We start from the raw sequence: 15,532 nt of genomic DNA on the forward strand, positions 1-15,532 counted from the left end.
AGAATGATTCCTGGGAACGGAGACAAGGGATCACTAATTCACTTAACTGGAAAATCAACGACTCAAGGGGGAAATAACATGGCAAAAGAAAAGAAAGGTGTTCGTTTAGAACATATATCAAAAATATACAAAGATCCAAAGACCGGTAAGAACTTCTATGCTGTCAAAGATGCGGATCTTACGATCGAGCCCGGAAGCTTCGTAACACTCCTTGGTCCATCCGGATGTGGTAAGACTACGACTCTTCGTATGATCGCAGGTTTTGAAAGTCCTGATGAGGGTGAGATATATCTTGGAGATGAGCCTATCAATGCACTTACTCCCAATAAGAGAGATACTGCGATGGTATTCCAAAGCTATGCGCTTCTTCCTCACTACAATATCTTTGATAATGTAGCTTATGGACTTAAGCTTCGCAAACTCGATAAAGCTGTAATCAAAGAGAAAGTAACTGATATTCTAAAACTTGTAGGTCTTGAAGGTATGGAGAACAGGATGACCAACCAGCTATCCGGAGGTCAGCAGCAAAGAGTCGCTCTTGCAAGAGCTCTTGTAATAGAACCTGGAGTATTGCTATTCGATGAGCCCTTATCAAATCTTGATGCCAAGCTCAGAGTATCCATGAGAACAGAGATCAGAAGGATACAGCAAAAATCCGGGATCACAGCCATATATGTAACACATGACCAGTCAGAAGCCATGGCCATCTCAGATAAGGTCATCATCATGAATAGCGGAATCGTAGAGCAGGTATCAACGCCAAAGGAGGCATATTATTATCCAAACAGCAGATTTGTTGCTGACTTTATTGGTGAAGCCAATTTCCTGAATGGCACTGTAAAAAGTAAGGACGTGGTAGTTATAGACGGGGCAGAAGTTGCATGTGCTACATCTGATATAGCGCCCGGCTCAAACTGCGATGTCGTTCTAAGACCTGAAGGCGCAGTACTTGGAGATAATGGCGTTATCAAAGGTATTGTCAGGTATTCCTGCTTCATGGGAGCTTATCAGGATTATCATGTTGAGATAGGCGGATCTCTTATCAAGATTCAGGAGTACAACCCTCGCAACAAGAAGATATACAATGTCGGAGACGAAGTGTTCCTTAATTTTGAGGAAAATACGCTGTATGCACTGCAATAAGACTTAAGCTCAGATATAAAACTAAAAATTATTAAATCTATGAAGAAGTGGCTTTCGACATAATCCGTAAGCCGCTTCTTTATATTTATAACTCAAATTTTTCGCCTGCCTTGGAGGAATTTTTCGGACATGGCACCGGCCAAGTGAGAAGTTTGACTACATAACAAAAATGCTTTTCGTCGGGCCAAAATGACGTTCTGTCCAAAATCGGTTTACAATAGGTGCTTTACGTATATACTTTGTAAGTGACAGGGCAAAAGTCATGTAAATATGACGATCAAGTGCCCTTCATGATCCTATAGAGCTGATAGGTATTAGTTCTTTTTCCTGGAAAAATATAAACAGATGATCAAAATAAATTCGCAATTACAAGGGGGATAATCATGTCAGTAAAAATATGGCCACTTGAGTTTAATAAAGAAGATTATATAGAACTTTTCAAAGAAGCAGTAAACGATGATGTAGCACTTAATGTTGTAACCGGTATAAAAAGAAACAATATCGTGAAAGAAACTGTAAAAGCTGTAAAAGAGATTGCTGCAACTTACAAACTGGATTATTCAGACATAGCAATCCTATATCCCAATAAAGATAATAAAGGTCTTAGATATTACATCCAGCACTGGGTCAAAATGATGCTTGATGAAAATAATATCCCATATGCCATCACACAGGAAAAAGAAGATGGTATGGGCGTTACAATCAGTAATAATAAGGGCGTTGTAGTAGCACCTATAGATGCAATCGCCGGTCTTGAGTTCAAGGCTGTGATACTTACAGGACTCTATCCTTGTTCTTATGCTTTTGATGGCAATGAACACAGGATCAAGTTAAAAGACTGGGAGTCAGCCTGTGAGCTTCGTGAAGAAGAAAGAGCCGTTGTTGAGGATCAGATTGCAAAGATCTATAAAGCATATTGCAGAGCCAATGAAGTTCTGTATGTACTAAGCGATGCAGAAACAGGTACTATCATAGACGATATCGTTGTTAGCAGCGAAGAGAAGCAGATAGATCAATATGTTGACTCGATATTTGATGATATCCTTAAGTATGTTGCTATATAATGCCTGCTCATATTACTATAGCTTATCCACATTATTTTTACATTTTTACTTGTATTATTTATATTCTAGTAGTATAGTTATTCTGACAATTGAACAGACGGGAGCTTTTGTAAAAGGCTGAGAGGAAGGTAAGACCTTCGACCGAGAACCTGATTTGGATAATGCCAACGTAGGGATGCCCATTTAGTCATGTATTATGGCTTATAACTATGGGAGAGCAATTTATTATAATTAGTATTGCTTATGATTACTCGATAAATAGACCATAAAAGCTACCGATTGATTTCGGTAGCTTTTATTTTTCCATTAAATCGGATCAATTAACGATGATCATCCATATGTCTAAGTCTTTTTGAGCAAAGATCGTTGCACTATTCCCAATCACTTTTATACAAAAACAGGAGGAGAGATTATGGTTACTGTAAATGGTGAAAACTGCCAGCTGGACGGCCTTGATGTACTAACTATGTTAAGTCAAAAAGGTTATGCACTTACACGAGTAGTTACTGAGTTAAATGGGCAGATAGTCCCTAAGGCCGCTTATGAAAAGACAATTTTAAAAAGTGGTGATGTTGTAGAAGTTGTCAGCTTTGTTGGTGGTGGCTGAGTCGTAGTTTTTACATGGAATGAGGTTAATATGATCGTTAATAATGAATCACAAATAGCATTTGGTTATGAGCTAAGAAAAGCTCAGGAAGAAAAAGAGAGTAAAGAAGTTGTTGATGCGCTTGCAGGGTCTACAGTTGCTATATGCGGCCTCGGAGGACTCGGCTCTAACATAGCGATGATGCTGTCAAGAGCAGGTGTTGGAAGGCTTATACTAACAGATTTTGATACAGTTAATATTACAAATCTTCACAGACAGTTCTATAAGACAAGTCAGCTTGACATGAAGAAGGCATGGGCGCTTTCTGATAATCTTGCTGAGATAGCTCCTCTTACAAGAGTTGAACTTCATGATGAGAAGATAAGTCCGGACAGGATCAAAGATCTGCTTACTGACGCTGACGTGATATGTGAAGCCTTTGATAATGCTGAGCAGAAAGCCATGCTTGTAGGTACAGTTCTGGAAGTGTTCCCTGATACTGATCTTGTGGCTGCATCAGGCATGGCAGGTACAGGAGATGCCAATGATATCATAACAAGACAGATATCAGAGCACTTCTATCTGTGTGGAGATTTCCATACAGATGTAGGTGAAGCCGACTCGCTTCTTCCATCAAGAGTTATGGTCTGCGCAGCTCATCAGGCTCACAAGATAATACAACTTCTGATACATAAAAAAGCTGCTGCCAATAACTAATGCACAAATCTATATAAAAAACTGACAAAAACAGGAGAAGGCTATGAATACTAATAATGCTATAAATAATAATGACCCTTTTGTCCTTGGCGGAGTAACATTTAATTCACGATTCATACTAGGTTCCGGCAAGTATTCCATGAAGCTGATCCAGGCAGCTGTAAGGGATGCAGGCGCCCAGATCGTAACACTTGCGGTAAGGAGAGCCAACACCAAAGAACATGAGAATATCCTTGACTATATCCCTGAGAATGTAACACTGCTTCCAAATACAAGCGGAGCAAGGAATGCAGATGAAGCTATTCGCATAGCAAGAATAGCCAGAGAGCTTGGATGCGGCAATTTCGTCAAAATAGAGATCATGAAGGATACAAAATATCTGCTTCCGGACAATTATGAAACAATCAAGGCTACTGAGACACTTGCTAAAGAGGGCTTTGTAGTTCTGCCTTACATGTATCCGGATCTAAACGTTGCAAGAGATCTGGTAAGCGCCGGAGCAGCTGCTGTTATGCCTCTTGCCGCTCCGATTGGCTCTAATAAGGGACTTGTGACCAAAGAGTTCATCAAGATCCTTGTAGATGAGATAGATCTTCCTATAATCGTTGATGCCGGAATAGGTGCGCCGTCCCAGGCCTGTGAAGCTATGGAACTTGGCTGCGCTGCAGTTATGGCCAATACAGCGCTTGCTACTTCAAGAGACCTTCCAAGAATGGCAAGTGCTTTCAAACTGGGTATAGAAGCCGGTCGTATGGCATATCTTGCAGGCCTTGGAAGAGTACTTGAAAGAGGCGCCAGTGCTTCTGATCCTCTGACAGGTTTCCTTAACCAGGAAGAAAGAGGCGCATGATGAACAACTTCTTTATAGACAACAAAACTCTTAGTAAAGAGGCTCTTGAGAAAAAACACAGGCTTGAAACAGATCCCTCTGTGCGTACTAACCATATGGAGTATATGGATGGTATGGAGAAAATTACTTCTGATATACAAGACTTAGTACTAAAGGCCTTTAATTCTTATGACTATAACAAGTATACTGCAAGGGATGTAAGAAATGCTCTTGACCATGATACCTGCACTATTGAAGATTTCAAAGCGCTATTGTCACCTGCTGCAGAGCCATTCCTTGAAGAGATGGCTATAAAGGCAAGGAATGAAACAGGCAAACATTTTGGCAATACTGTATATATTTTCACGCCATTATATATCGCCAATTATTGCGAGAACTACTGTGTATATTGCGGCTTCAACTGTTACAACCATATACACAGAATGTGCCTTAACACTGAGCAGATCGAGCATGAGATGAAGGTTATAGCACAAAGCGGCATGGAAGAAATCCTGCTCCTTACCGGCGAAAGCCGCAGTGTCAGCGATGTTCACTATATTGGAGAAGCCTGCAAGCTTGCCAGAAAGTATTTTAAGAATGTAGGGCTTGAAGTATATCCATTAAATACAGATGAGTACAAATATCTGCATGAGTGCGGAGCTGACTATGTGACGGTATTCCAGGAGACTTACGATACAGATGTATATGAATCGCTTCATCTCATGGGACATAAGAGAGTCTGGCCTTATAGATTCAATGCTCAGGAGAGAGCTTTAAGAGGCGGCATGAGAGGTGTTGCCTTCTCAGCACTACTGGGGCTTTCTGACTTTCGTAAGGATGCTCTTGCAACTGCGCTGCATCTGTACTACCTACAGCGAAAGTATCCATATGCAGAGATGTCTCTGTCATGTCCAAGACTTCGTCCCATCATCAATAATGATAAGATAAATCCCATGGACGTTCATGAAAAGCAGCTATGCCAGATAATCTGTGCATACAGGATATTCCTTCCTTATGTAGGTATCACAGTTTCATCAAGAGAGAGCAGTACCTTTAGAAATGGTATAGTCAAGATCGCTGCAACCAAGGTGTCTGCAGGCGTATCTACAGGAATTGGCGATCACGAAAGTAAGTATACGGGAAAAGAATCTGGAGATGCCAAGGGAGATGAGCAGTTCGAGATAAATGACTCAAGAAGCCTTGATCATATGTATACGGATATCTCAGACGAAGGATTGCAGCCTGTATTAAATGACTATCTGTATGTATGAAAACTCACATGAAAAACGAACAATTGACGCAGCCTTTGATATGCATAACAAACAGAAAGCTCTGCCAGGAACCTTTTCTTAACAGGATAGAGAATGTAGCAAGGTCAAAGCCAAAGGCCATAATACTTAGGGAAAAAGATCTAAGTGAATCTGAATATGAAAAGCTTGCTATCATGGTAGAACCTATCTGCAATATGTATGGAGTTCCGCTTATCTATCACAATCATCCTGAGCTTGCCATAGCCAATAACAAAGGTCTTCATATGCCTTTAAGCGCTCTTGAAAAGGTCTCTGGAGCTGACAGACAAAAGATAAAGATCCTCGGAGCTTCCTGTCATAGCACGGAAGATGCAGCTAAAGCCATACGACTTGGCTGCACCTATATTATAGCAGGACACATATACGATACTGATTGCAAAAAAGGTATTCCGGGGCGGGGGACTGATTTTCTCAAGAATTTATGTGAACATGTTCATATACCAGTATATGCAATTGGCGGGATAACACCTTCTAAGATGCCTGAGATCATAAGCTGCGGCGCAGCAGGAGGCTGTATGATGAGCGGGTATATGCAAGGCGAGATCTTGAAATAAGAGGAAAGAGCAAAAAGCTGTAATTAAAGCTTCCTGTCGTAGCCTGCTTTTTCATAATGTGTTTTGCAGATATAAAAAACGCTTAGTTCTTTTTACCTATGACAATGATAAAAAGAACTAAGCGTTTATACTATGTTCAGATCTTTATGATTCCAAATACCTGAAGTATTGAGCTGATAAGAATGATCAAAAGAAATGCTATGCAAAGGTACTTGATCATGAATTTATACACAGCCTTACGTTTAAATGTACCACCTTCTTTAGTCATTTCATGCTCGACAGCATGGAAGCCGATAACCCTGATTATATACAGACATATGAAAATTGCTGCAATCGGCATCATGACTGAGTTTGTAAGGAAATCAAAAAAGTCAAGGAACTGCATTCCAAGTATAGTTACACCTGAAAGAGGTCCATAACCAAGTGAAGAAAGTGATCCGAATACTATCATGATAAGTGCCATAAAGATTGTAGCACCATGACGGCTCCAGTTAAGCTCATCTTCGAATGTAGAAATAGCACTTTCTGAAAGAGCTATAGCACTTGTTAGAGCTGCAAAGAATACAAGTACAAAGAAGATGATACCCATAAGTCTTGTCATACCCATTCCGGCAAATACTTTGGGAAGTGTTATGAACATAAGACTAGGTCCTGCTCCGAGCGAAGTAGCATCTCCGCCTGAGAATGCAAATACTGCAGGGATGATCATAAGACCGGCCATTATAGCAATGCCTGTATCGAATATCTCTACATTGACTGTAGCTTCTTCTATATGTACATCATCTTTCATATATGAACCGAAGGTAATAAGGATACCCATGGCGATAGAAAGAGAGTAGAACATCTGGCCCATAGCAGCTACAACTGTCATCCATGAGAAGTTTGAGAAGTTTGGTATAAGGAAGTACTTGATACCTTCTATAGCGCCAGGTCTTGTCATAGAGTATATTGCGATTATGAGAGATAATACTACAAGAATAGGCATCATAAATTTGGACACTCGTTCGATTCCATTACGCACTCCAAGGAATACTACTAAAAGTGCACAAAAAGAAAAGACGATAAACCAAAGCTCAGTCTGAAATCCATCTGAGATAAAAGAACCAAAGTATGAATCCTGGGCAACGCCTTCTGTATTGCCAGTTATATACTGAAACAGATAATTAAGAACCCAGCCGCCTATAGTAGAGTAGTAAGGTACTATAAGCATCGGTATTATGGCATTGATCCAGCCTCCGAAGTGATAGATCTTCTTGTCTGAAAAAGCCTGAAATGCGCCAATTGGACTTCTTTTAGAAATACGTCCAATAACAGTTTCGGATACGATCATTGTGTATCCAAATACAAATGCAAGTATGATGTATACAAGAAGGAAAGCTCCACCACCATACTTAGCGGCAAGGTATGGGAATCTCCATATATTACCAAGTCCTACGCTGGCACCTGCTGCCGCAAGGACAAATCCTATTTTTCCTGAAAAATGACTTCTTTTCTTTTCCATGATTAATTCTCCAACATATTTTTAAAACTTTTATATAGCATTTTAAAGCATTAAAGCATATGCCGCAAGGAAAAACGTACATAGAAATACATCCATGTATTTCTGGGCATGTACTAGATACATCCTGTATCCGCGTACATAGAAATACAGCCTCTACCCCTTTTTATGCATGAACCACTACTTTATTGCGTCCGCTGTTCTTAGCTTCATATAATGCCTCATCCGCCAGTTTTAAAGCCTTGTTGTAATCGCCTGTATATTCTGCAATGCCGGCTGAGATGGTGATAGGAACAGGACTTTTAGGGTCCTTGCTGATTCCTTTTCTGATCTTGTTGATGGTTTTAGTTCCTTCATTAATTGTGCAGTTATTAAGAATAACAAGAAATTCTTCTCCGCCGTATCTGATAACGTAATCATCTTTTCTGACAGATTTCGTGACATAGTCCGCAAGATATTTAAGAACATTATCACCTACTATATGGCCGTTTGTGTCATTGACGTTCTTAAAATGGTCAATATCAAGCATTATGAGGGCCGCAGGAGATTGTATCTTAACACTGCTATTATCAACGATTTCTTCAAGCAAAGCCCTGTTGCCTACCTGAGTAAGTTCGTCTGTTACGTTCTCTTTCTCCATCTGCTTAATTGCAAGATAGTGATCGAAGGTGATAAGTGTCAGTATTATCTGTGCAAACATAACAGCAAAAGCGCACGGAATGTTGAGGGCCAGAATAATATCCATATTGTCATAGTGATTGAAGGTGTTTGATATAAATATTTCTGCAAAATAAATACCATAGGATAGGATCGTGTCTCTGATTCTAGAAGAAAATCCCAGCGTCCACATTATAATATGGATAGTCACCGCTCCTGCAGCAAAATAAGTCTTGTCCTGAAGATGATACACAGCCCAGATGGTAGAGAGCAGCACAAAATGACACATAGTATGATTGAGCGCTATGTTTAGCTTATAATTACTTATCTTGTTATTAAAAAATAAGAAAAGCCCAAGTGGGATAATTAAAGACAGCCTTGGAATTAGTGTTGGCATAATAGTCCCATTAAGCATATAGTCAGAATATAGGCACATAATAGCTGCAAGACATCCACCGCTAAGTGCTATAGTCATAAAAAACTGATAATATCTGACATTATATCTAATAAAATCTTCTTTTGATCTGTGCCAAGATTTTTCAATTTCTTGCAAAGTTCTAAAAGGTAACGGATATTTAATACATTAGATATCATAAATAAAACCTCTGATCATTGGCTCAAATTCTGTGATAACTTGATCTAGAAAAGAATGGTTTACGAAACAGTAAACTCTGTATAGCGATCACATATTAACGTTTTATTATTATGCCATACTTTCATGTACATCGAAAGTACAAAAAATGTTTAATAATTATAATTTTTGTGCTATTTTGACAAACGCTTAGATTGATTTTCGTCATTTTTACAAGAATTTATATACCACTGTCAATGTATCGGCTTTGAGAATGCAGGTCCGTCCAAGTAGGAGGTTCGGTCTATTACAAAAACCACAATTAGCGCCCAGATGATAGAACGTTAATTGTGGTTTACTTGATCGTGGTAGATATTGATCTGAATCTTATCTAATGATGCAGAAGCTTATCTGGTACCTCTTACGATGTCTTCGATTATGTCAGCACATTTTTCTACACCGATGATTCCTGTATTAAGGCACAGATCATAATTAGAGAAATCGTAGCTGTCATGACCTGTATAGTGCTTATAATAGATTCTGCGAAGTTCATCCTGTTTTTTCATTATCTTCTTAAGATGAGCTGTGTCATTGCCTGGATGAAGCTCTGCTGCGCGCTTTAATTTAAAGTCTGTCTCAGCATAAAGGAATACGTCAAGAGACGGTATACCTGCCTCTTTAAGCACAAAGTCAGCACAGCGACCAACAATGATGCAAGGCTCTTTGGCAAGGTCTACGATGACATGCTTTTGAGCTTCAAAAATGTCATCATAGGAGTTGTAAGCTGCAGTTCCGTTTAAGAAGTTCTCTAAAAAAAGAGATAAAGTAGAAATTGATTCTCCTTCCGAGTTGACTTCATCTTCTGAAAAGCCGCTTTCTATAACGGTCTTTTTAACGAAATCCTTGTCAAAATAAGGAATATCAAGTCTCTCCGAAAGGATACGTGCTATAGTACGTCCATATGCACAGTATTCTCTACCAATTGTAATTACCGGGAATTTTAAATTTTCCGCCATTTTAATAATGCCTCCGCGCATTTATATAGTTTTTGTCTTTGGTTTTGTAAGTGGAACACTTTCAAACTTATGCCTTCCTGGTTCTTGATGACAGATACTGGAAAGCAAGAGATCCTATTACAAGTACAAATCCGATTCCATCAGTTACTATACCTGGATATATAAGAAGAAGACCACCTATAACAACAAGGATTCTGATGATCTTGTTCATATCTGTGAAACAATAGCCTTCAAGTCCTGATGCTAGGGCGAATATACCGATGATAGCAGTAATGCTTATTAGAGCGACTTCTACTGCGGTAGTATCTATCATTAAAAGAGCCGGGCTTAAACAGAACATATATGGAACTATGAAAGCTGCTATAGCAAGTCTTGAAGCTGTAAATGCTGTCTTCATAGGATTACTCTTGGCGATAGCAGAACCTGCATATGCTGCAAGGGCAACAGGAGGAGTGATATCTGCCACTATACCAAAGTAAAATACAAAGAAATGCGCTGCTGCAATCGGAACGCCCATTCTGATGAGGATAGGAGCCGTTGTTGCAGCCATGATGCAATAATTGGCTGTAGTAGGAACACCCATTCCAAGTACGATACAGCACAGCATAGTAAGTACAAGCGCTATGATGAGTTTGTCCCCTGCAACGCTTACGATTGCATTAATAAGCTCGTTGGCAAGACCTGTCATAGTAATAGCACCGGAGATGATACCTGCAACGCCGCAGGCTGCGCCTACTGTGATAGCACTCTTACCGCCTGATGATAGAGCATCGAGAATCTTACCTGGAGTGAGCTTGGCGTCTTTATTGATAAAACCAACTATGATAGAAAGGATGATCGCAAGTGAAGCAGCTTTCTGCATAGTCATATAATTGCCGGATACCCATACGATAAGCATTATGATGGGGATGAGAAGATATATCTTCTTAATGAGTTTAAAAAAGCTTGGAAGCTGATCCTTGGGGATTCCGGTGAGTCTGAGCCTTTTAGCTTCAAGATGAACCGTAATAAATATTCCAAAGAAGTAAAGGATAGCAGGAAGCACTGCCTTACCGATTACATCTGAATACGGAACTCCTATAAAATCAGCCATAAGAAATGCTGCAGCGCCCATGATAGGAGGCATTATCTGTCCACCTGTTGATGAGGCAGCTTCTACAGCTGCAGCAAATTCATTGCGATAGCCTGTTTTTTTCATCATAGGAATTGTTACAGAACCTGTTGTAACAGTATTACCTACAGATGATCCTGATACCATACCGCAAAGAGCAGAAGAGATAACTGCAACCTTGGCAGGTCCACCTGCAAAGCGGCCTGCTATACTGTTTGCAAGCTGAATAAAAAAACTTGAGATTCCGGTTCTTTCAAGGAATGCGCCAAATATGATAAATACTACTATATATTTAGAACATACGTTAACCGGTGTTGACAGGATTCCTCCTTTGGTATAAAAGAGGTTTCGTACAAGATATTTGATCCTGCCTGCAAAGCTGGGATTAGTAAGTCCCAGTGTAAGAGCATATATTACAAATAATGCTGCTACTATGAGAATAGGCATACCTACACATCTTCTGGTAACTTCGATAAGAGCCGCAATACCTACTATACCGATTATGATCTGATACCATTCAAATCTTGTACCCTGATTGATAATATCATTTGCATTAAATGTAAAGTAAAGGTATGAAGCTGTTCCAAGGATCATGAATATGATATCACCTATTGGAATATAATTGGGTCTTGTAAGTCCCTTTTTATGAGGATAGATAAGGAATCCCATAAGGACGATAAGTGCCATGAAGGATGTAAGCCTTATCTCTTCAAGAAATGTTGCAAACAGAGTTACATAGATACACCAGAGTGAAAAAAGAGCCAGAACAACTGTAACTACGATCTTAGGAACACCTGTCCATACTCTGGTATTTGACTCTCTGTCGTATTTTCTCATAACAGAGTCGATCTCTGCGCTTGAAGAGGCTTTGGATGAACTATTATCATTTAAACCGGAGGCGCTTGTATTATTTATATTTTTATCTATATCTTTAGTATTATTGCTGCTCAATCTGTCTCCTCCGTTCTTACTGTGATACCGTGCTCAGCATAATATCTGGCTGCGCCTTCGTGATAAGGAACATCAGTTACGCTTGTAGCACTTTCTATATTAAGCTCGCTTCCTTTTGCATTCTCTAAAGTGATATCGTCAATGTGATCGAAGATAGCTGCTGTCAGATCATAAACAGTATCATCATCAAGAGAAGCGGAGACGATAACAGTCGCCTTGACCGTGATAGTCTCTATATCATCGTCCTGACCGGGATATGTGCCGGCAGGAATGGTATAAGCAGAGTAATAAGGACATTTTGCAATGATGCTGTCTCGAAGACCGCCGTCAATTCCAAGGAGTCTGACTCCATTGGTCGTAGCAAGCTCAGTTATAGCAGTAGTAGGAGCTCCTGCTACGATAAATGCTGCATCTATTTTGCCATCTTTTAAGGACTCTTTGGAATCTTCAAAAGATTGATACTGAGGCTTTATATCATCAAGAGTGATACCGGCTCCTTCAAGGACATCCAGTGCATTAAAATATACGCCGGATCCGGCTTCTCCTATAGAGATACTCTTACCTTTAAGATCTGAAACGGATTTGATATCAGGATCCATTGTGATAAGCTGGACTGTTTCTGCATAAAGACATCCAAGTACTCTGAAATCGTGGGTTGCGCCGTCTGCTTCAAATGCTCTGGTTCCTGACCATGCATAAGACATTACGTCTGACTGAGTGAATCCCAGCTGGAAATCGCCATCCTGAATACTTTGAATATTAGCTTTAGAACCGCCGGTTGATACGGCAGTAACACGAACACCTGCATACTGTTTCATATACTGTGCGAGAACTCCGCCATATGCATAATATGTTCCTGCAGTTCCGCCGGTTCCGAACATGAAACGCTGAGAACTACCGCAGGCACAAAGACATGTGCACATAACGATCATCAGGATCGTACTTATCATCCTGAAAATGCGTGTTTTCTTCATATTTTTTACCTCTTTTTTATTTTTTCCATCCTATATCTTAACACATATCAAAAATCTATGCTAAATAGAAGCGAAGGTTGTGCTATCGTCAAGATATAAAGAGGAAGGTATCAAAAGTCTGATAAAAGATTTATATTTTATTTTTTTAAGTTATTATATTGATGTAAATATTTTTTCTAAATGTATTATCAATAACGGAGATTATGACTATGAAAAATGTTACTTTAGGACGCACAGGCATATGCGTTCCGCAAAATGGTTTTGGTGCACTTCCTGTACAGAGAGTTTCTATCCAGGAAGCTGCAAGACTTCTAAGAAAAGCTTATGATGGCGGCATGAGATTTTTTGATACTGCAAGAGCTTATAGTGATAGTGAGGAAAAGCTCGGAGAAGCTTTTGGCGATGGCAAGGTCAAAAGAGATGAGATCATAATCACTACAAAGACAGCTGCCAAGACGCCGGAAGATTTCTGGAAGGATCTTGAGACATCTCTTAAGATGTTAAAAACAGATTATATCGATGTATACCAATTTCATCTAATGGGACAGTGTTATAAGCCAGGTGATGGTACTGGCATGTATGAGTGCATGCTTGAAGCCAAGGCAAAAGGACTTATCAAACATATAGGCGGTACCGCTCATAAACTTGGAGTGGCCAAAGAACTGATAGAATCTGACCTGTACGAGACAGTTCAGTATCCTATGAGCTATCTGGCATCTGATAAGGAGATAGAGCTCATACATATGTGCAATGAGCATAATGTAGGTTTTATCGGTATGAAGGGTCTTGCAGGAGGACTTATTACTAATTCTAAAGCTGCCATGGCCTTTATATCACAGTTTGAAGGCGCTGTACCTATCTGGGGCATCCAGAGGGACAACGAGCTTGATGAATGGCTTTCATATATGGATGAAACACCTTCTATGGACGATGAGATCAAGGCTTTCATTGAAAGTGAGAGAGTAGAGCTCATGGGTGATTTCTGCAGAGGCTGCGGATACTGTATGCCTTGTACTATGGGAATTCAGATCAATCAGTGTAACAGAATGTCACTGATGCTAAGACGAGCCCCCAGCGATTCATGGCTTTCTGATTACTGGCAGAGCGAGATGGCCAAGATTGATACATGTGTTAACTGCGGCGCATGTCTTCCCAAATGTCCATATGAACTTAATATTCCTGTGCTTCTTAAAAAGAATCTGGAAGATTACAGACTGGTTCTGGCAGGAGAGCGCAAGGTAAAGTGATTGATACTATTTAATGAGCAAGCTCGAATCGAAATAACTTTTGACCCTTACGTCATGTAATAGCAATATCTGATACTTGTATACATTATTATATTAGGATATACTTTAAAAGCTACACACAAAATATAGTTTATGGGAGGAACTAATAATGGGTTTCGAAAATGTATGTAAGTCACTAAAAAATTACTTCAGCAACAACAAAATACTTGCACCTTTGCAGATGTACGCACTTCCTGTCACTTTAGCATGTGGTGCTCTTATGGTATTACAGCTGATCATTCCGGGTTTTAGTTTGGGCTGGTTTTATACTTTAGTAAAAGTAGCTTTCTATCTTTTCTTCTTTATGCTTCTTGGAACAGAGAACTATTTAATGATTGCTATAGCACTTGGTTTAAGAGCAGTTTACTTCCTGATTGATGAGATTCAGGCTCTTGTAGGTGAATATTCTTATTTTAGCATGGGATCTCTCATATACGTTATTGTATTTGGTTTCTTAACATATCTTGCTTATATGAAATCTATCAAAAAGTAATACATTTTTGAATCAAAGATTCAATAATATTTCTAAACAGGACTGCAGTTGTGGTCCTGTTTTTTTATTAAGTGCATTTACTATAAATATATAAAGATTTTTTTTGCATCAAAAAAGAGGCGAATATCGCCTCTAAATTATAATCTTATGTTTTGTATTAGGTTCTTACCTTCTTGATTTATTCTTTATTGCATTTTTATCTCTACGGATCTGAACATGACCGTAGCCCTTCATTTTCTCAGACATCATGCTGTATACATCATCATAGTATTCAAGCTGTTTTTCTGAAAGGTATTCGTATTCTTCAAGTTCTTTGAAACGTTTCTTGAACTTCTGGAATTCTTCCTGAGCGGCATCTTTATAATTGTTATCCATATACATTTCACAGGAAGCCAGATAGCTTTCTAATTCTTTATTTTTCTTTGGTCCCCCGAAAAGTCCCATATGTCCTCCCCTAACATCTAGCAATTATATTGAAACCGTATATGGTACGGCTCTGTAAGTTCTTTAGAACAAAACATACTTTCACATTATAGCGTGTAGAGCTGATTAATTCAATAATTTGATTTAGTTTTCACAAAATTGTTAGAAATTGCAGAATAAACCTGCTAACAAATGTCAATAGCGAAACGGCTTATTTTTAAGTGTTTTCAATTTCACCATTTTTAAGTATCACAAAAAGGCTGGATGAATAATTCCAGCCTTTTTATAGCTGTTGCTACTTATTTGTAGACTGCGGTTACTCTTGCATAATATATACGTAGAAATTTAT

At 39.2% G+C, this 15,532-nt stretch carries 15 protein-coding genes and 1 riboswitch; of the genes, 9 read left to right on the top strand and 6 right to left on the bottom strand.

What is annotated here, in order from left to right; genetic code table 11:
- The first annotated feature begins 78 nt into the window (after nucleotides 1–78).
- The 7 genes from I7804_RS11525 (at nucleotide 79) to I7804_RS11555 (ending at nucleotide 6,203) form a co-directional block, all read left to right on the top strand.
- On the top strand, nucleotides 79–1,143 hold the full coding sequence (locus I7804_RS11525) for an ABC transporter ATP-binding protein (protein WP_248403610.1): 1,065 nt from the start codon (nucleotides 79–81) through the stop codon (nucleotides 1,141–1,143).
- 383 nt (nucleotides 1,144–1,526) lie between these two features.
- Nucleotides 1,527–2,207 (top strand): hypothetical protein, encoded by a 681-nt coding sequence (locus tag I7804_RS11530; protein ID WP_248403612.1) that lies wholly within the window; start codon nucleotides 1,527–1,529, stop codon nucleotides 2,205–2,207.
- A gap of 86 nt (nucleotides 2,208–2,293) precedes the next feature.
- Nucleotides 2,294–2,400: riboswitch (TPP riboswitch) on the top strand.
- A gap of 219 nt (nucleotides 2,401–2,619) precedes the next feature.
- Nucleotides 2,620–2,814, top strand: a complete 195-nt coding sequence (gene thiS / locus I7804_RS11535; RefSeq protein WP_022753191.1) for a sulfur carrier protein ThiS — start codon at nucleotides 2,620–2,622, stop codon at nucleotides 2,812–2,814.
- Between the two features lie 30 nt (nucleotides 2,815–2,844).
- The gene (thiF, locus tag I7804_RS11540; RefSeq protein WP_051211661.1) at nucleotides 2,845–3,510 is read left to right on the top strand and encodes a thiamine biosynthesis protein ThiF; all 666 of its coding nucleotides are present in this window, start codon (nucleotides 2,845–2,847) and stop codon (nucleotides 3,508–3,510) included.
- Between the two features lie 43 nt (nucleotides 3,511–3,553).
- Nucleotides 3,554–4,360 carry a thiazole synthase gene (locus I7804_RS11545; RefSeq protein ID WP_248403613.1) on the top strand — a complete coding sequence of 269 codons (807 nt, stop codon included), beginning with the start codon at nucleotides 3,554–3,556 and terminating at the stop codon, nucleotides 4,358–4,360.
- Nucleotides 4,357–5,610, top strand: coding sequence for a 2-iminoacetate synthase ThiH (gene thiH / locus I7804_RS11550; RefSeq protein WP_248403614.1), 1,254 nt, complete (start codon nucleotides 4,357–4,359; stop codon nucleotides 5,608–5,610). The genes I7804_RS11545 and thiH overlap by 4 nt, the downstream gene beginning before the upstream one ends.
- 8 nt (nucleotides 5,611–5,618) lie before the next feature.
- On the top strand, nucleotides 5,619–6,203 hold the full coding sequence (locus I7804_RS11555; RefSeq protein WP_248403615.1) for a thiamine phosphate synthase: 585 nt from the start codon (nucleotides 5,619–5,621) through the stop codon (nucleotides 6,201–6,203).
- Between the two features lie 136 nt (nucleotides 6,204–6,339).
- Here the strand turns inward: I7804_RS11555 and I7804_RS11560 are convergent, their stop codons facing one another.
- The 5 genes from I7804_RS11560 to I7804_RS11580 all read right to left on the bottom strand — a co-directional run bounded on the left by I7804_RS11560 (nucleotide 6,340) and on the right by I7804_RS11580 (nucleotide 12,981).
- The gene (locus I7804_RS11560; protein ID WP_248403616.1) at nucleotides 6,340–7,704 is read right to left on the bottom strand and encodes a sodium-dependent transporter; all 1,365 of its coding nucleotides are present in this window, start codon (nucleotides 7,702–7,704) and stop codon (nucleotides 6,340–6,342) included.
- Nucleotides 7,705–7,867: 163 nt separating this feature from the next.
- Nucleotides 7,868–8,833, bottom strand: coding sequence for a GGDEF domain-containing protein (locus I7804_RS11565; RefSeq protein ID WP_248403617.1), 966 nt, complete (start codon nucleotides 8,831–8,833; stop codon nucleotides 7,868–7,870).
- A 503-nt stretch (nucleotides 8,834–9,336) separates the two neighbouring features.
- Nucleotides 9,337–9,945: an AAA family ATPase gene (locus I7804_RS11570; protein WP_248403618.1), complete on the bottom strand. Its 609-nt coding sequence runs from the start codon at nucleotides 9,943–9,945 to the stop codon at nucleotides 9,337–9,339.
- A 67-nt stretch (nucleotides 9,946–10,012) separates the two neighbouring features.
- The gene (locus I7804_RS11575; protein WP_331477805.1) at nucleotides 10,013–12,007 is read right to left on the bottom strand and encodes a TRAP transporter permease; all 1,995 of its coding nucleotides are present in this window, start codon (nucleotides 12,005–12,007) and stop codon (nucleotides 10,013–10,015) included.
- Nucleotides 12,004–12,981, bottom strand: a complete 978-nt coding sequence (locus I7804_RS11580) for a TAXI family TRAP transporter solute-binding subunit (RefSeq protein ID WP_248403619.1) — start codon at nucleotides 12,979–12,981, stop codon at nucleotides 12,004–12,006. The genes I7804_RS11575 and I7804_RS11580 overlap by 4 nt, the downstream gene beginning before the upstream one ends.
- Nucleotides 12,982–13,190: 209 nt before the next feature.
- Between I7804_RS11580 and I7804_RS11585 the strand changes: the two genes are divergently transcribed.
- Nucleotides 13,191–14,228, top strand: coding sequence for an aldo/keto reductase (locus I7804_RS11585; RefSeq protein ID WP_248403620.1), 1,038 nt, complete (start codon nucleotides 13,191–13,193; stop codon nucleotides 14,226–14,228).
- Between the two features lie 148 nt (nucleotides 14,229–14,376).
- A complete protein-coding gene (locus I7804_RS11590) occupies nucleotides 14,377–14,760 on the top strand; it encodes a hypothetical protein (RefSeq protein WP_248403621.1) in 384 nt (127 codons plus the stop codon).
- Nucleotides 14,761–14,925: 165 nt separating this feature from the next.
- On the opposite strand, the gene I7804_RS11595 is transcribed toward I7804_RS11590, so the two are convergent.
- Nucleotides 14,926–15,204: a hypothetical protein gene (locus tag I7804_RS11595; protein WP_027204488.1), complete on the bottom strand. Its 279-nt coding sequence runs from the start codon at nucleotides 15,202–15,204 to the stop codon at nucleotides 14,926–14,928.
- Between the last annotated feature and the right edge of the window lie 328 nt (nucleotides 15,205–15,532).

It is taken from the genome of Butyrivibrio fibrisolvens, assembly GCF_023206215.1.
GTDB lineage: Bacteria > Bacillota > Clostridia > Lachnospirales > Lachnospiraceae > Butyrivibrio > Butyrivibrio fibrisolvens_C.